General features: G+C 69.3%; 14 protein-coding genes. 13 read left to right on the top strand and 1 reads right to left on the bottom strand.

The window, feature by feature from the left end:
- Nucleotides 1-37 precede the first annotated feature (37 nt).
- The 7 genes from ssuE (at nucleotide 38) to gspK (ending at nucleotide 6127) form a co-directional block, all read left to right on the top strand.
- On the top strand, nucleotides 38-625 hold the full coding sequence (gene ssuE, locus OXS31_RS19560; RefSeq protein WP_027598408.1) for an NADPH-dependent FMN reductase: 588 nt from the start codon (nucleotides 38-40) through the stop codon (nucleotides 623-625).
- 15 nt (nucleotides 626-640) lie between these two features.
- The gene (locus OXS31_RS19555) at nucleotides 641-1606 is read left to right on the top strand and encodes a sulfonate ABC transporter substrate-binding protein (RefSeq protein ID WP_027598407.1); all 966 of its coding nucleotides are present in this window, start codon (nucleotides 641-643) and stop codon (nucleotides 1604-1606) included.
- A 24-nt stretch (nucleotides 1607-1630) separates the two neighbouring features.
- Nucleotides 1631-2779, top strand: coding sequence for an FMNH2-dependent alkanesulfonate monooxygenase (ssuD, locus tag OXS31_RS19550; protein WP_027598406.1), 1149 nt, complete (start codon nucleotides 1631-1633; stop codon nucleotides 2777-2779).
- A gap of 9 nt (nucleotides 2780-2788) precedes the next feature.
- A complete protein-coding gene (gene ssuC, locus OXS31_RS19545; protein ID WP_017639828.1) occupies nucleotides 2789-3577 on the top strand; it encodes an aliphatic sulfonate ABC transporter permease SsuC in 789 nt (262 codons plus the stop codon).
- Nucleotides 3574-4383, top strand: coding sequence for an aliphatic sulfonates ABC transporter ATP-binding protein (ssuB, locus tag OXS31_RS19540; RefSeq protein WP_007163029.1), 810 nt, complete (start codon nucleotides 3574-3576; stop codon nucleotides 4381-4383). The genes ssuC and ssuB overlap by 4 nt, the downstream gene beginning before the upstream one ends.
- Nucleotides 4384-4406: 23 nt before the next feature.
- Complete coding sequence (locus tag OXS31_RS19535; RefSeq protein WP_007163030.1) at nucleotides 4407-4622, top strand: TOBE domain-containing protein; 216 nt, start codon at nucleotides 4407-4409, stop codon at nucleotides 4620-4622.
- Between the two features lie 485 nt (nucleotides 4623-5107).
- Nucleotides 5108-6127, top strand: a complete 1020-nt coding sequence (gene gspK, locus OXS31_RS19530) for a type II secretion system minor pseudopilin GspK (RefSeq protein WP_267401442.1) — start codon at nucleotides 5108-5110, stop codon at nucleotides 6125-6127.
- A 653-nt stretch (nucleotides 6128-6780) separates the two neighbouring features.
- On the opposite strand, the gene OXS31_RS19525 is transcribed toward gspK, so the two are convergent.
- Entirely contained in the window at nucleotides 6781-8817 is a 2037-nt protein-coding gene (locus OXS31_RS19525; protein ID WP_007162340.1) for a PhoX family phosphatase, read from the bottom strand.
- Between the two features lie 199 nt (nucleotides 8818-9016).
- Between OXS31_RS19525 and OXS31_RS19520 the strand changes: the two genes are divergently transcribed.
- The 6 genes from OXS31_RS19520 to gspG are packed head-to-tail and all read left to right on the top strand — an operon-like array spanning nucleotide 9017 to nucleotide 16608.
- The gene (locus tag OXS31_RS19520; protein WP_267401438.1) at nucleotides 9017-10687 is read left to right on the top strand and encodes a lipoprotein UxpA; all 1671 of its coding nucleotides are present in this window, start codon (nucleotides 9017-9019) and stop codon (nucleotides 10685-10687) included.
- Nucleotides 10687-11454 (top strand): hypothetical protein, encoded by a 768-nt coding sequence (locus OXS31_RS19515; protein WP_186380435.1) that lies wholly within the window; start codon nucleotides 10687-10689, stop codon nucleotides 11452-11454. Before OXS31_RS19520 ends, OXS31_RS19515 begins: the two co-directional genes overlap by 1 nt.
- The gene (gene gspD, locus OXS31_RS19510) at nucleotides 11451-13457 is read left to right on the top strand and encodes a type II secretion system secretin GspD (RefSeq protein WP_267401436.1); all 2007 of its coding nucleotides are present in this window, start codon (nucleotides 11451-11453) and stop codon (nucleotides 13455-13457) included. The genes OXS31_RS19515 and gspD overlap by 4 nt, the downstream gene beginning before the upstream one ends.
- Nucleotides 13457-14914 carry an ATPase, T2SS/T4P/T4SS family gene (locus tag OXS31_RS19505; protein ID WP_027598401.1) on the top strand — a complete coding sequence of 486 codons (1458 nt, stop codon included), beginning with the start codon at nucleotides 13457-13459 and terminating at the stop codon, nucleotides 14912-14914. Before gspD ends, OXS31_RS19505 begins: the two co-directional genes overlap by 1 nt.
- Before the next feature lie 24 nt (nucleotides 14915-14938).
- Entirely contained in the window at nucleotides 14939-16144 is a 1206-nt protein-coding gene (gene gspF / locus OXS31_RS19500) for a type II secretion system inner membrane protein GspF (RefSeq protein WP_267401433.1), read from the top strand.
- A 23-nt stretch (nucleotides 16145-16167) separates the two neighbouring features.
- Nucleotides 16168-16608: a type II secretion system major pseudopilin GspG gene (gene gspG, locus OXS31_RS19495; RefSeq protein ID WP_007162347.1), complete on the top strand. Its 441-nt coding sequence runs from the start codon at nucleotides 16168-16170 to the stop codon at nucleotides 16606-16608.
- Nucleotides 16609-16613: the final 5 nt, after the last annotated feature.

The raw sequence follows: 16613 nt of genomic DNA, 5'->3' as shown, positions 1-16613 counted from the left end.
CGGCGCGACACCGCTCCTTTTTATCCTGGAGGCGGCGATGCAGGTGGTGACTTTGGCGGGCAGTCCGGGAGCGCGGTCGCGCTCCACCGGCGTGCTGGATCTGGCAGCGAACTGGCTGCAGGCGCGCGGCGTGGAACTGTCGCGCTGGCGTATCCAGGACTTTCCCGCTGCCGACCTCATCGGTGCTCGTTTCGACAGTCCGCCAGTGGTGGAACTGATCGCCCAGTTGCAGGCCGCCGATGGCCTGGTGATCGCCACCCCGGTGTACAAGGCCTCCCTGGCCGGCGCCCTCAAGACCCTGCTGGACCTGCTGCCCGAACGCGCCCTGACCCATAAGGTGGTGCTGCCCCTGGCCACCGCCGGTTCCAGCGGTCACCTGCTGGCCATCGACTACGCGCTGAAGCCGGTGCTCTCGGCGCTCAAGGCCCAGGAAATCCTCAATGGCGTCTTCGCCGACGACAGCCAGGTCAGCTACACCGAGACCGGGGTCGCCCTGACCCCGGCACTGGAGCAGCGCCTGCACGAATCCCTCGAACAATTCCACGCGGCCCTGGTGCGGCGTCCCCAACCCCTGACCCCCGAGCTGCTGGCCGATCGCATCGGTCAGGCGCGCTGGGGCATCTGACCAGGAGCGTTAGTCATGCAGTTCTCCTTCACCCGTTCGCTGCTCGCCGTTTCCCTGCTGACCCTGGCCGCCGGCCTGGCCCAGGCGGAAGAGACGGTGCGCATCGGCTACCAGAAGTACGGCACCCTGATCACCCTCAAGGCCCGCGGCACCCTGGAGCAGCGCCTGGCCAAGGACGGCGTCAAGGTGCAGTGGACCGAATTCCCCGGCGGCCCGCAGCTGCTGGAAGGCCTCAACGTCGGCAGCATCGACTTCGGCGTGACCGGGGAGACCCCGCCGGTGTTCGCCCAGGCCGCCGGGGCCGATCTGGTCTATGTGGCCCACGAACCGCCAGCGCCCACCAGCGAAGCCATCCTGGTGCCCAAGGATTCGGCCATCCAGTCGCTGGCCGATCTCAGGGGCAAGAAGATCGCCCTGAACAAGGGTTCCAACGTCCACTACCTGCTGGTGCAGGCGCTGGCCAAGGCCGGCATCCCCTACCAGGACATCCAGCCGGTCTACCTGCCGCCCGCCGATGCCCGCGCCGCCTTCGAACGCGGCGCGGTGGATGCCTGGGTGATCTGGGATCCCTATCAGGCCGCCGCCGAGACCCAGTTGCAGGCGCGCACCCTGACCGATGCCACCGGCCTCGCCGACAACCACCAGTTCTATCTGGCCACCCGCAGCTTCGCCAAGGCCCATCCCGAACAGGTCGGCGCCATCGTCGACGAGGTGCGCTCGGTGGGCGAGTGGGCCAAGGCCCACCCCGACCAGGTCGCCGCCCAGGTGGCGCCGCTGCTGAACCTGCCGCTGGACACCGCCGAACGGGTGGTCAAGCGCCAGGGCTATGGCGCCCGCTTCATCAGTCCCGAGGTGGCGGCGCAGCAGCAGAAGATCGCCGACGCCTTCACCGCCCTCAAGTTGATTCCCAAGCCGCTGGTCATCCGCGACGTGGTGTGGACCCCGCCCGCCAGTCTGCAGACCGCTGCCGCCAAACCCTGAATTCGCCTGCTGGAGAAAGTCCCCATGAGTCTCGATATCTTCTGGTTCCTGCCGACCCACGGCGATGGCCACTACCTGGGTACCGCCGAAGGCGCCCGCGCCGTCGACCACGGCTACCTGACCCAGGTCGCCCAGGCCGCCGATCGCCTGGGTTTCGGCGGGGTGCTGATCCCCACCGGTCGCAGTTGCGAGGATTCCTGGCTGGTGGCCGCCTCGCTGATTCCGGTCACCCAGAAACTCAAGTTCCTGGTGGCCCTGCGCCCCGGGATCATCTCGCCCACCGTGGCAGCGCGGCAGGCGGCCACCCTGGATCGCCTCTCCGGCGGCCGGGCGCTGTTCAACCTGGTCACCGGCGGCGATCCCGACGAGCTGGCCGGCGACGGCCTGCACCTGTCCCACAGCGAAAGATACGAAGCCTCGGTGGAATTCACCCGCATCTGGCGTCGCGTGCTGGAAGGCGAGACGGTGGACTACGACGGCAAGCACATCCAGGTGAAGGGCGCCAAGCTGCTCTATCCGCCGCTGCAGCAACCGCGCCCGCCGCTGTACTTCGGCGGCTCCTCCGATGCCGCCCAGGACCTGGCCGCCGAGCAGGTGGAGCTGTACCTGACCTGGGGCGAGCCCCTGGACGCGGTGCGCGAGAAGATCGAGGCGGTCAGAGCCAAGGCCGCCGCCCAGGGCCGCACGGTGCGCTTCGGCATCCGCCTGCACGTGATCGTCCGCGAGACCAACGAAGAGGCCTGGAAGGCCGCCGACCGGCTCATCGCCAACCTGGACGATGCCACCATCGAAAAGGCCCAGGCCGCCTTCGCCCGCTTCGACTCGGTCGGCCAGCAGCGCATGGCCGCGCTGCACGGGGGCCGCCGCGACAACCTGGAGATCGCCCCCAACCTCTGGGCCGGTGTCGGCCTGGTGCGGGGCGGCGCCGGGACCGCGCTGGTCGGCGACGGTCCCACCGTGGCCGCGCGGGTCAAGGAATACGCCGCCCTGGGCATCGATACCTTCATCTTCTCCGGCTATCCGCACCTGGAAGAATCCTACCGGGTGGCCGAACTGCTGTTCCCGCACCTGCCGGTCAAGCGGCCGACCCAGGTGGAGGGCGCCAACTACGTGAGTCCCTTCGGCGAGATGGTGGCCAACGACATCCTGCCGCAGAAAGCGGCGCAGAGCTGAGGGGCGGGCATGAGCAGTACGACCGAACGTCAACTCCAGCGCCTGGCGCCCTGGGTGGTGCCGGTGGCCCTGATCGTCGCCTGGCAGCTGTCGGTGAGCAGCGGCCTGCTGTCCAGCCGCATCCTGCCGTCACCGGCGGCGGTGCTGGAAGCGGGCTGGAGCCTGGTCAAGAGCGGTGAGCTCTGGCAACACCTGGCCATCAGCGGCTGGCGTGCCGGTATCGGCTTCGCCATCGGTGGCAGCATCGGCCTGGCGCTGGGCTTCATCACCGGGCTGTCGAAATGGGGCGAGCGCCTGCTCGACAGCACCCTGCAGATGGTGCGCAACGTGCCGCACCTGGCGCTGATCCCGCTGGTGATCCTCTGGTTCGGCATCGACGAGTCGGCCAAGTTGTTCCTGGTGGCCCTGGGGGTGTTCTTCCCCATCTATCTCAACACCTACCACGGCATCCGCAACGTCGATCCGGCGCTGGTGGAGATGGCCCGCAGCTACGGCCTCTCCGGGGCGCGGCTGTTCTGGCACGTGGTACTGCCGGGCGCCTTGCCGGCCATCCTGGTGGGGGTGCGTTTCGCCCTCGGCCTGATGTGGCTGACGCTGATCGTCGCCGAGACCATTTCCGCCAGCTCCGGCATCGGCTACCTGGCGATGAACGCCCGGGAATTCCTGCAAACCGACATCGTGGTGCTGGCCATCCTGCTCTATGCCGTCCTCGGCAAGCTGGCGGATCTCGCCGCCCGCGGCCTGGAACGCGCCTGGCTGCGCTGGCACCCGGCCTATCAGAAGGGAGCCCACGCATGACCAGTCTGCAAGCCGTTCCGCCGCTGGCGCGGGGCATCGCCCTGAAGCTGCAACAGGTGGTCAAGACCTTTGGCGAGCGCACCGTGCTCCATGGGATCGATCTGGAGATCCCGGCCGGCCAGTTCGTCGCCGTGGTGGGCCGCAGTGGCTGCGGCAAGAGCACCCTGCTGCGCCTGGTGGCCGGACTCGACCGCGCCAGTGGCGGCACCCTGCTGGGGCAGGACGAACCCCTGGCGGAGCACCGCGAAGACACCCGGCTGATGTTCCAGGACGCGCGCCTGCTGCCCTGGAAACGCATCATCGACAACGTCGGCCTGGGTCTCAAGGGCGACTGGAAGCCCAAGGCGCTGGAAGCCCTGGAGGCGGTCGGCCTGGCCGATCGCGCCCAGGAATGGCCCTCGGCGCTGTCCGGCGGCCAGAAGCAGCGCGTGGCCCTGGCCCGCGCCCTGATCCACCAGCCGCGCCTGCTGCTGCTCGACGAGCCGCTGGGCGCCTTGGATGCCCTGACCCGCATCGAGATGCAGCAACTCATCGAGGGCCTCTGGCAGCGCCACGGCTTCACCGTGCTGCTGGTGACCCACGACGTGGGCGAGGCGGTGGCCCTGGCCGATCGCGTGGTGCTCATCGAAGACGGCCACGTCGGCCTGGATCTCGACGTCAACCTGGCGCGCCCCCGGGCCGCCGGCGATGCCCAACTGGCCCGCCTGGAAGCCGAGGTACTGGCCCGGGTGCTGCAGCAGCCGCTCAACCCCGATCTACCCGAAATCGTGCAACCCCTGCCCACGCAACTGCGCTGGGCCTACTGATCGATCACCCGAGGAGTTCTGCCATGACCATCAAGGCCATCAACGTTCGCAACCAGTTCAAGGGCACCATCAAGGAAATCATCGAGGGCTCGGTGCTTTCCGAGATCGACGTCCAGACCGCCGCCGGCATCGTCACCTCCGTCATCACCACCCGCTCGGTCAAGGAGCTGGAACTCCAGGTGGGCAGCGAGGTGATCGCCTTCGTCAAATCCACCGAGGTGTCCATCGCCAAGCTGTGAGGCGGCCCTGCTGGTGAGGAAACCCGCCCTGGTGGCGGGTTTTTTGTTGTGTACCTTTTGCCTTCGCCAAGCGGTAAGGAATGAGCGAGTATAGGAGTTGACGGGTAGGTACCATTCCCGGAATGGATCCGCAAGATCGGCTTTTGGCATTGCCCATGGAATGGATACTGAATTTTCTCTGGAGTTATCTATGCGCCAGCCTTGGCCTATGGGTGCTCCGTAAATTGACTCGCGGCCGTTTTCCAGAGAAGAACGCCTGGCTATCGGATGTACCCGAGGGGGTGGGATGCCTGGCGATACTCCTGGTGTTTGCGCTTCTGATTGGCGTCCTGCTGCTTTGGGTAACCACACGCGCCTCCACATGACGGCAGCATTTATAGGTTGGGTTGAGCGTAGCGAAGCCCAACGGGGAAGCTGATCCACGCATTGCCACGATTCTGCAACCTGGGTCGGTTCCAATGCCGCTTTTGCCTGGAGGAATGCGGGTGCGGCGACAAAGGGGCGTGGCCCTGCTGATGGCGCTCTGGGCGCTGGCCCTGGTGGCGGCCTTGTTGCCGGTGCTGCTGGCCGAAGGGCGGGCCGAACTGCAGCGGGCGCGGTTGCTGGAGCACGAGACCCTGGCGCGGGCGCTGGCGGCGGGCGCCGAGCAGGTAGTCACCCAGGGCCTGATACAGGCCGGGGCCCGCCAGCGTCCCGAGTTCTGGCAGAGCCTGAGGGGCGAGGTGCTGGCCTATGAGGTGGAGGGGGCCCAGGTCCGTGCCCAGCTGCGCGATCTGCACGGCTGCTTCAACGTCAACGCCCTGGCCGGCCCGGAGCGGGACCTGGCGTTACGGCAGCTGAAGCAGCTGCTGGCGCAGCGTCCGGGCGGCCTGGGCGAGCCCGGACTGACGGCTACGGCCTTTGCCGAGCGCCTCGCCGACTGGGTAGATGCCGACGGCGAGACCCGTGAATTCGGTCTGGAGAGTGCCGAGGCCCTGCGGCTGGCGCCGCCGCTGCTGGTGCCCAATCTGCCGCTGGCCGAGATCGGCGAACTGGATCGGCTGGAGCCGGCGCGCCCTGGTCGGCATCTGCACCTGCGTGAACTCTGTGCCCTGCCGGAAACCTCCGGCTGGCGCCTCAATGCCAATGCCCTGGGGCTGGGTCAGCTGGCGCTGCTGGAGGCGCTGTTTCTCGATGAGGTGCCGCGCGAGACGCTGCAACTGCTGATCACCGCGCGGCCCGCCCAGGGCTATGCCACGGTCGAGAGCCTGCGCGAAGCGCTGCCGGGGGTGGGGGAGGAGACCTTCAGCCTGCTGACCCAGCGGCTGATCCTCAACAGCGGCGACTTCCTGCTCGGGGTCGAGGTGAGTCGCGACGGCCAGGTCTTTCGTCAGGTGCGGCAGCTGGCGGCCCAGGGCGTGAGTCGCTGGGCTGCCGCGGTGCCGACGCAACGGGTGCGCTGGCTGGCGACACGGGACACCACGCTGTGGGTACCGGGGCCGGGTGGGGCGGAGGTGTTGCAGTAGCCTTGCGGTCCGGGCCGTAGCGTGGAAAACGGCGCAGCCTTTTCCACAGGTGATTCGTTGCCCGGGGCATGCCCTCACCCCAGCCCTCTCCCAAAGGGAGAGGGGGTTGTCGGAACAGACGATCCGCTCCATCAACGCTTGAACCGTAGCGTGGAAAACGGCGCAGCCTTTTCCACAGTTGAATCCGTAGCGCGGGGCATGCCCTCACCCCAGCCCTCTCCCAGGGGGAGAGGGGGTTGTCGGAGCAGGCGATCCGATCCATCAACGCCGGAGCCGTAGCGTGGAAAACGGCGCAGCCTTTTCCACAGGTGACTCCGTAGCGCGGGGCCTGCCCTCACCCCAACGCTCTCCCAGAGGGAGAGGGGGCTGTCGGAGCAGGCGAGCCGCTTTATCAATGCCAGATCCGTAGCGCGGAAAACGGCGCAGCCTTTTCCACAGGTGGCTCCGTAGCGCGGGGCATGCCCTCACCCCAATCCTCTCCCAGGGGGAGAGGGGGTTGTCGGAGCAGGCGATCCGCTCCATCAACGCCGGAGCCGTAGCGTGGAAAACGCTGCGCGGCTCTCCATGTGACGGGACGGATTTCGAATCCGCTGGAAGGCAAAAGGCTCCCGCGGTCGTCGCCAACCGGGGGAGCCGGGCTCTCGCCGACGCGATCAGACGCCGATGGGGCCGCCGTCGAGCTTCTGGATCACCACGGTGGAGGCGCGGGGACGCACCTTGGTGCCGGCCGGGGTGGCGTCGGTAGCGACTTCGCTGAACGGCCAGTTATCCGGGTGCTGGACGTTGATGAACATGGTCGTCAGGTCCGGGGTCCAGGTGATACCGGTGATCTCGCAGCCATTGGGACCGACCAGGAAGCGGCGCAGCGCGGTCTGGTTGGTGGCGGAAATGGCGACCTGCTTGCCGCTGCCATCCACCACCTGGGCCGGAATGACCGCCAGCAACTGGTCGTTGGTGTACTCGGCCACGGCGTTGTCGCTGTTGTCGGTCTCGATCCAGAGGATGCCGCGGCTGTCGAAGGCCAGGCCGTCGGGGCTGGCGAACTGGTTGAGTTCGGTCAGGCCCGAGCGGTTGATGTCGGGGGCCGCACCGGCGTCCGAGCCGAAGACGAAGATGTCCCAGGTGAAGTCGGTCTGGTTGCTGTTGTCCTTCCAGCGCACGATGTGGCCGTTGACGTTGGGTACCCGTGGGTTGGCGGCATTGGCCGAGGTGCGTGCCGAGTTGTTGGTGAGGGTGACGTAGACCTCGCCGGTGAAGGGGTTGACCGTGGTCCACTCCGGGCGGTCCATCGGGGTCGCGCCCACGGCGTCGGCGGCGCCGCGGGTGTTGAGGATGATGCCGGCCAGGTCGCCGTAGAGGGCGCCCAGGGTACGGCCGTCCTTGGTCGGCGCATTGACCGTCAGCGGCAGCCACTTGCCGTTGCCGCCGTCATCGAAACGGGCGACGTAGAGGGTGCCGTTGTCCAGGTACTTGGCGCCGATGGCCAGGCGATTGGCCGAATTGGCGTCGGCCGGATCCCAGGCAGCGGCGGAAACGAATTTGTAGATGTATTCGTTGCGCGAGTCGTCGCCCATGTAGAACGCCAGCGGCTGGCCGGCGACCGGGATGCCGTAGGCCGAGCCCTCGTGGCGGAAGCGACCCATGGCGGTGCGCTTGGTGGCCGGCGCGGCGCTGTTGTAGGGGTCGATCTCGACGATGTAGCCGTAGCCGCTGGCTTCGTTGCGGAAGTCCTGGGTCGCGCTGGCGCCGGTGGGGGTCAGGTCGAAGCGGCGGAATTCGTTGTCCACCTCGCTGGCGTCACCCGCCGGCGTCTCCCAGCCGTAGTTGCTCTTGTTGGTGATGCCGATGCGCTTCTGGTCGACCGGCAGGGTGCCCTTGTTGACGAAGATGCCCGGCCAGTTCTCCTCGCAGGTGAGGTAGGTGCCCCAGGGGGTGAAGCCGTTGCCGCAGTTGTTGTTGGTGCCGCGGGTGCGGGTGCCGTCGGGGGAGTAGGGGGTGACCAGATTGGCGTTGCCGCGCAGCGGACCGGCGATTTCCATGGGCGTGGCGCTGGTGAAGCGGCGATTCAGCGCGTCGTTGGTGACCACCTGCCAGATGCCGTTGACCTTGCGGATGCGGATCACCGCCGCGCCATGGGCATTGATCTCCTTGCGCACTTCCTCGGCTGGACGCTTGCCGTTGGTGGTGGTCGGGCCGTTGGGGTGCAGCACCTTCTGGTCGATGTATTCGTAGTTGATGGCCAGCAGGCCGTCGCTGCTGGAATTGTTCAGCGGGAAGAAGTGCATGCCGTCGTGGTGCATGCCGGCGGCATTGGCCTGGTCGGTGGAGGTGTTGCTGCCGTCGCTGCGCCAGGCGTTGGCCAGGTTGTTCAGCGGGGTGCCCCAGGGCGCCAGGGTGCGGGCGCTGTAGCCAGAGGCCAGGACGATGGCGTCGAGTCGGGCGCCGCGGATGGATTCGAAGCCAAGCTTGAGCTGCGGCGCCGGGGCCGGCTGGCTGGGGGCCGGATCGTCGTGCGAGCCGCCACCGCCGTCGAAGCAGGCGGTCAGGCCACCGCCGGCGATCATGGCGATGGCGGCACCCAGACCGCCCTTCATGACGCTGCGGCGCGACAGGTAACGGTCGACGACGGCATCCAGCGGTTCGTTGCCGCTTTCGTTGCGGTTACGGTCGTCGCTCGTGAAAGTGCTCATGCGCAAAGCTTCCTTGGTTGATCACGGGAGCCGGCGACTTTAGGAAGCCTCTGTGATGGTCTGGTGACTGAAAGGTTACAGCCGGTCATTTCCCGCCAGTCGCGCTGTAACAGTTTGTAACCTGCTGTTTTGTCATGAATTTGTAGCTTTTCGCCGCCTAGGATGCCGCCCTCATTTAAGCGCGCAAGGCAGACATCGGATGGGCAACTGGGCACGACGCCAGGTCTTGGGTTGGCTCGCGGCGGGCGCCACGGCACCCCTGCTGGGTGGCTGTGCCCGGGGTTTTTCCGCCAGTCCGGCGGACACCGATCTGCAGCTGCTCTATGTCGCCGACACCCTGGATGCCCGCGAACCCGGCTGGCCGGTGGTGCCGCGGGTGCGGCTCGGGCCGGCCGGGCGGATCGGCGCCGCGCCCTGGCGTACCGGCGCCGACGCGGCTCGTCTCGCTCCCGCGCTGGCACCGCTGCTGGATGCCGGGCGTGGCGACGGCCAGCGCTATGGTGGCTATGCCGCCCTGGCCTGCCAGCTGACCCAGTTGCGCACCCGCCAGGGCGCGATCCGTAGCCTGACCCTGGAAAACGGCCAGTGCTGGAACGGCAGCGGCCTGACCCAGCTGACCCGCGGCGAGGCCGGGGTCGAGGGCAGCCGGTTGCTGGGCAGCGAGGTCCGCGTCAGCAGCGACGAACGCCTGCTCTGGCCCGAGCGCAGCGCCGCCCTCTATCGCCGTTATGGTCGCCCGGTGCTGGGCGCCACCCTTACCGAAGAACAGCGCACCACCCTGGGCGTCGCCCCCTTCGCCCTGATCGAGCGCGACGGGGTGCGCATCGCCCTGGTCGGCGTGACCGATCCCTATGCCAGCGACCAGCAGGCGCCGCTGGCCGACTGGTATGCCCGGCTGCGTCCGGTGCTGGCCGAAGCCCGGGGCAAGGCCGATCTGCTGGTGGTGCTGGCCGATGTCGGCAGCGGGCCGGGCCTGTGGCTGGCCGAGCGGCTGGAGGAAGCGGACCTGCTGCTCTGCGCCCGCGGCCAGGATCTCTGGCCGGAACTGATCCCGGTGATGCGCGGCAGCGGGCGTCCGCTGCCGGTGTGCCTGCCGGGCTGCCGCGGCGTCGGTATCTTCGAGATCCGCTGCCGGGGCGGTCGCGACGGCTGGCGCCTGGACGCCGTCTTCCATCCGGTGCAGGCCGAGCGCGTCTCGGATCGAGCCCTGCTGGAACATTATCAGCGGCAACTGGCGCAGGCCCGGGCGCCCCATGCCGGCTGGCTCGACCAGCACCTGGCACGGGCGCCGGTGGACCTCTGGCGCCGCGACCTGCTCGGCGGCAGCTGGGATGCCCTGATCGCCGCGGCCCTGGGCGGTGGCGATGCGCAGCCGGTGCTGCTGCCAGGGCTGAGATATGACCTGCCCCTGCGGCGGGGCGACTGGATCACCCGCGAGCACCTGATCGCCCTCTGTGGCGGCCACGAGGCCACGGTGCTGGATCTGCCCACCTCGGCGGACGGTCTGCGCACGCTCCTGGAAGAGGCCGCCGACAACCGCTTCGGCGAACCCCTGCTGCTGGACAACAGCCAGGATCTGCCGCGGCTGCTGGGCGTCCCGTGGACCTGCCGCTACGGCGCGCCGCGTGGACAGCGCATCGGACCGCTGCAGGCACCCCTGGGCGCCTCCTTTACCTCTCGCACCTTTGCCCTGGGGCGTGAACTCGGCACCGGCGAGGCGCTGTGGCAGCGCCTCGAAGCCTATCTGCGCGCCCGGCCCGCCGACTGGGGCCTGGCACCCCTGGCGCCGCCACGCCTGGAGTTCGTCGAAGGCCATCCGGGCTGGCATCCGCTGGCTGCCTTGCGCCGCCGTCTGGAGTCGCTGGCCTGATGGCGCGCCTGCTCATCCATCCCCTGGCGCTGCGGCTGCTGACCCTGCTGTGGCTGGGCATCGCCGCCTGGCTGGCGGCCCGGGTGGTCTGCGACCTGCGCCTGCTGTGGCTGCCGACGCCCGCGCCCAGCGCCCAGGTCGAGACGGCACCGGCGGCCGATCTGCTTGCCGGCCATTGGCGCGCCGCCAGCCAGGCCGCACCCAGCAGCCTGCCGATCCAGTGGGTCGGGGCGATCAAGGCGGTGCCCATCGACGGCTCGGTGGTGGTGCTGCGCCACGGCGATCGCCAGCTGTCCCTGGTGCTGGGCGACAGCCTGGCGCCCGGTCTGGTGCTGACCGCCATCGACGCCCAGGGCCTGGTCTTTACCCGCGGCGATCGCGAAGAGCGGTTGCCCTGGCCGGCGCCGCGCGAACTCGTCGGGCTCGCCGCCAGCGGTACGGCCAAGCCGGCGCCGGTCAAGGCCGCGCCCCTGCCGAGCGCGGAGGAGGGTGACCTGGCCAGCCTGCTCAGGCGCATTCGCGCCACCCCGGTGCGCGAGCATGGCGAGCTGACCGGCTACCGCCTGCAACCCGGCGCCGAACCGGCCTTCTTCAGTGGCCTGGGCCTGGAGCCCGGCGACGTCCTGCGCCGGGTGGACGCCGTCCCCGTGGCCGATACCCGGGCGCTCCTGCAACGCCTGCCGCACTGGCGCGCCACCGGCGCCCTGACCCTGGAACTGGAACGTCAGGGCCGCGCCCTGGCCCTACCCGTGAGACTGTCCCTGTGAAGAAACGCAGCTATTGCGGCCTGCTCCTCGCCTTCTGGCTGCTCGGCGCCCAGGCCGAACAACGCTTCGAGGTCAACTTCGAGAACACCGAGATCGATCTGTTCATCGAAAGCGTCGGGCGCATCACTGGCACCAACTTCGTCATCGACCCCCGGGTGCGCGGCACCCTGACGGTGCGCAGCGCCCAGCCCCTGGCCGCCGACGATGTCTATGCCCTGGCCCTGGCCCAGTTGCGCGCCAACGGCTACGCCGCGGTGGAGCTGGACGACGGCAGCGTGAAGATCCTGCCCGATCAGGCGGCGCGCACCGAACCGCTGCCGGTGGAGCTGGATGACGGCGCCCCGGCCAAGGCCGGGGCCGGCGATACCGTGGCGACCCGGGTGTTCGCCGTGCGCGGTGGCAATCTCGAACAGCTGCTGGGCATCGTCCGTCCGCTGATGGACGCTCGGGTCGGGGTGGCCACGCCCTATCCGGCCAGCAACCTGCTGGTGGTGACCGACTGGCGCAGCAACCTCAGTCGCATCGGTCAGCTGCTGACGCGGCTGGACCGCGGCCGCGACGAGCCGGTGGAGATGATCACCCTGCGCCATGCCCAGGCGCGCGACACCGCGCCGCTGGTGGAGCGGCTGCTGGCCAGTCGCGGCCAGGCCGGTGGTGGTGTCCAGGTGCTGGCGGACGCCCGCAGCAATGCCCTCATGGTGCGCGGCGACGAGGCCGTGCGCCGCCAGGTGCGCCGGCTGGTGGCCGAACTGGACGTCTCCCGCGATGCGGCCAGCGACACCGAGGTGGTCTATCTGCACCACGCCAAGGCCGGCGAGGTGGTCAAGGTGCTGCGCGGCCTGAGCGGGGAGGTCACCCAGGAGGCACGGGTGGAGATTCCCGCGGCGCCCGCCCCTGGTAATACCACCCCTACGGAAGGTGGAGCGGAAGGGGAAGCCCCGCTGCCCAAGGGCGGCGGGACGCTGGCGCCGGGGGCGCCCGGTATTCGTCTGGAAGCGGACCTGGGGACCAACTCCATCGTGCTGATCGGTCCGCCACGGGAGCTCGCCGGCTACAAGCGCATCATCAGCCAGCTGGATATCCGCCGCGCCCAGGTGGTGGTGGAGGCCATCATCGCCGAGATCACCGACACCAAGGCCAACCAGCTGGGTGTCCAGTGGCTGTTTCTCGACCGCAACGGCAACCTGCCGGCGGGCAGCGTCAACTTCACCAACGGCACGCCCATCAACGGCATCGCCGCCGCCGCGGCCAACCAGGACACCACCGCCCTGGGCAGTCTGCTGTCGGGCATGCAGGGCATCTCCGCCGGGGTCGGGCGCATCGGCGGCAGCGGCTTGAATTTCGTTACCCTGCTGCAGGCCATGCGCAGCGAGAGCGGTTTCAACCTGCTGTCGACGCCGACGCTGCTGACCCTGGACAACGCCGAGGCCTCGATCATGGTCGGCCAGGAGGTGCCCTTCGTCACCGGTTCGGTCACCAGCAACAACGCAAACCCCTACCAGACCATCGAGCGCCGCGAGGTGGGGGTCAAGCTGCGCCTCAAGCCGCAGATCAACGAAGGCGACACCGTGCGCATGGAGATCGTCCAGGAGGTCTCGTCGCTGGCCGACAACGTGCGCGCCAGCGACGTGGTCACCAACAAGCGCGAGATCAAGACCACGGTGATGGTCGAGGACAACGGCCTCATCGTCCTCGGCGGCCTGATCAGCAACGAGGGCAACGACAGCGACCAGCGGGTGCCGCTGCTGGGCGACGTGCCGGTGCTGGGCAATCTGTTCAAGTCGCGTACCCGCTCCAGCACCAAGCAGAATCTGGTGGTGTTCATCCGTCCGCGCATCCTGCGTGATCCGGCGCTGGTGCAGCAGATCAGCGAAGACAAGTATCGCGGCATGCGCGCCGCCGCCCCGGCCGCTGCCTTGCCGGCCACCCCGCCGGGCAGTCGCGGCGCGCCCACCCTGCAGAGTCTCTATCCCTCGGCGCGGGCGCGCCTGGACGGCCTCTGATGACACCGACGCTGCCCTATCGCCTGGCGCGCCAGGCCGGTATCGCCCTGGCCGCCGCGCCCGACGGCTATCGGCTGCTGTGCCGCACGGATGCCGACCTGGCCCTGCTGCAGGAGGTGCAGCGCCGCCATGGTCCCCCCCTGGGCTGCGACTGGCTGCCCCGCGAGGTCTTCGAGCAGCGCCTGGGGCCGCTCTACGAAGCCGGCCAGGCCACCAGCGAAGCCCTGGTGGAAGGCCTGGGCGAGACCGTCGACCTGGCCGGGCTGATGGAGGAGTTGCCGCGGGTCGAGGACCTGCTCGACAGCGCCGGCGAGGCGCCGGTGATCCGCCTGATCAACGCCCTGTTCGCCGAGGCCCTGCGCCTGGACGCCTCCGACCTGCACGTGGAGACCTTCGAGCAGGCGCTGGTGGTACGGGTGCGGGTGGATGGGGTGCTGCGCGAATTGCTGCGCCCGCCGCGGGCCCTGTCGGCCATGCTGGTGTCGCGGATCAAGGTCATGGCGCGGCTGGACATCGCCGAGAAGCGCCAGCCCCAGGACGGCCGCATCACCCTGAGGGCCAGCGGCCGGGACGTGGACATCCGCGTCTCGACCCTGCCCGGCGTCCACGGCGAGCGGGTGGTGATGCGCATCCTCGACAAGCAGGCCAGCCTGCTGGAGCTGCCGCGCCTCGGCCTGCCGCCGGCCATAGACACTGGCCTGCGTGGTGCCCTGGCCCAGCCCAACGGCATCCTGCTGGTGACCGGGCCGACCGGCTCGGGCAAGACCACCACCCTCTATGCCAGCCTGGGCCTGCTCAACGAGGGCAGCCGCAGCATCCTCACCGTGGAAGACCCGGTGGAATACGCCTTGCCCGGCATCGGCCAGACCCCGGTCAACCCCCGTGCCGGCCTGACCTTCGCCAGCGGCCTGAGGGCCATCCTGCGCCAGGATCCGGACGTCATCATGATCGGCGAGATCCGCGACGTGGAGACTGCCGGCATCGCCGTGCAGGCCAGTCTCACCGGTCACCTGGTGCTCTCCACCCTGCACACCAACAGCGCCCTGGGCGCCATTACCCGGCTGCGCGACATGGGCGTGGAGCCCTTCCTGCTGGCCTCCAGCCTCAAGGGGGTGCTGGCCCAGCGGCTGGTACGGCGGCTCTGTGGCTGCGCTGCCTGGCGTCCGCTGCGCCCGGCCGAGCAGGCGCTCCTGCCGGGGCTGGCCGGCCTCGAACGGCTGCGCGAGCCCCAGGGCTGCGCGGCGTGCAACGGCAGTGGCTATCGCGGTCGCCTGGGGCTCTATGAATTCGTCGCCCTGGACGCCGAACTGGCCGAGCTCATCTATCGAGGCGCCGGTGAAGGCGAGATGGCGCGACTGCTGGAAGGCCGCCGCGCGACCCTGGCCGAGGGCGCCCTGGCGCGCCTGGCGGCGGGCGAGACCAGCCTGGCGGAGGTGCTGCGTGCGGTGCACCAGTAACGCCCTCGGCGGAGCGCTGCGCTGATGCCGGCCTACCGCTACCTGGCGCTGGACGGCGACGGGCGTCGCCAGCGCGATGTCATCCAGGCCGAAAGCGAGCGCCACGCCCGCCAGCTGCTGCGCGAGCGCGGCCTCTTTCCCCGCGAGGTGCAGGCGAGCGGTCCGGTGCGCGGCGCGCGCGGTCGCGGCGGACGGCTGGACGCCAACAGTCGCACCGATTTCACCCGCCAGCTGGCGACCCTGGTGGGCGCCGCCATTCCCCTGGCCGAGGCCCTGCAGATGCTCGAGCGCCAGAGTCGCCAGGCGGCGCTCAAGGCCTTGCTGCTGGATCTGCTGGGCCAGGTGCGCGAGGGCTACACCCTGGCCGACAGCCTGGGTCGCCATCCCGGCACCTTCGATCCGCTGTACCTGACCCTGGTGGCCGCCGGGGAGCGGGCCGGGCGCCTGGGCCCGGTGCTGGAACGCCTGGCCGACTATCTCGAACGGGTGCAGCGCCAGCGCCACAAGGCGCGTACCGCGCTCATCTATCCCCTGGCGCTGGCCCTGGTCTCCATCGCCGTGGTGGCCGGCCTGATGACCTTCGTGGTGCCCAAGCTCACCGAGCAATTCATCCACAGTGGCCTGCAATTGCCCTGGATCACCCGCGCCCTGGTGGCCGTCAGCGATGGCCTGCTGGTCTTTGGGCCCTGGTTGCTGGGTCTGCTGGTGCTGGCCGGTGTCGGTCTGCAGCGCCTGCTGCGCCAGGTCCTGTGGCGGCGACGCTGGCATCGCCAGCTGTTGCGCCTGCCGCGCCTGGGCGAGTTGCTGCGCACCCTCGACAGCGCCCGCCTAACCCGCAGCCTGGCGATCCTGGTCGGCAGCGGCATCCCGGTGCTCGAAGGCCTGCAGGTCAGTCGTGCCACCCTGAGCAACCAGGTCCTGGGTGACGCCCTGGACGCCGCCATCGAGCAGGTCACCGCCGGTACCGGCCTCGGCCGGGCGCTGGATCGCCCCGCGGTGTTTCCGCCGCTGCTGGTGAACATGGTCGCCAGCGGCGAGGCCAGCGGCACCCTCGACGCCATGCTGGAGCGGGTTGCGGATGCTCAGGAGCGGGATTTCAACCAGCAGGTGGACCTGGCCCTGGCGCTGTTCGAACCGGTGCTGATCCTCATCCTCGGCGGCGTGGTGCTGGCCATCGTCCTCGCCATCCTGCTGCCCATCATGCAGCTCAACCAGGCGCTCAACCTCTGATGCACCCCAAGGAGACTTTCGCGATGCGCTCTCATGCCGTACCCGCCCGCCAGGCCGGCTTCACCCTCATCGAGATCATGGTGGTGATCTTCATCATCGGCCTGCTGGTGGCCATCGTCGCGCCCAATGTGCTGGACAACCAGGACAAGGCCATGCAGCAGAAGGCCCGCGCCGATCTCGCCAGCCTGGAGCAGGCGCTGGACATGTACCGCCTGGACAACCTGCGCTATCCCACCGCCGAGCAGGGCCTAGCCGCCCTGGTGAGCAAGCCGACCCAGGCCCCCGAGCCGCGCAACTACCGCGCCGACGGCTATATCCGCCGCCTGCCGGAAGACCCCTGGGGCGCCGCCTATCGCTATCGCATCCCCGGCGAACATGGCCGAGTGGATCTCTACAGCCTCGGCGCCGACGGTCGCGAAGGCGGCGAGGGCAGCGACGCCGACATCGGCAACTGGACCCTCTGAGCTGC

Source organism: Pseudomonas sp. GM_Psu_1, assembly GCF_026544185.1.
GTDB lineage: Bacteria > Pseudomonadota > Gammaproteobacteria > Pseudomonadales > Pseudomonadaceae > Chryseomonas > Chryseomonas oryzihabitans.
This window is presented reverse-complemented; position numbering and strand designations above follow the sequence as displayed.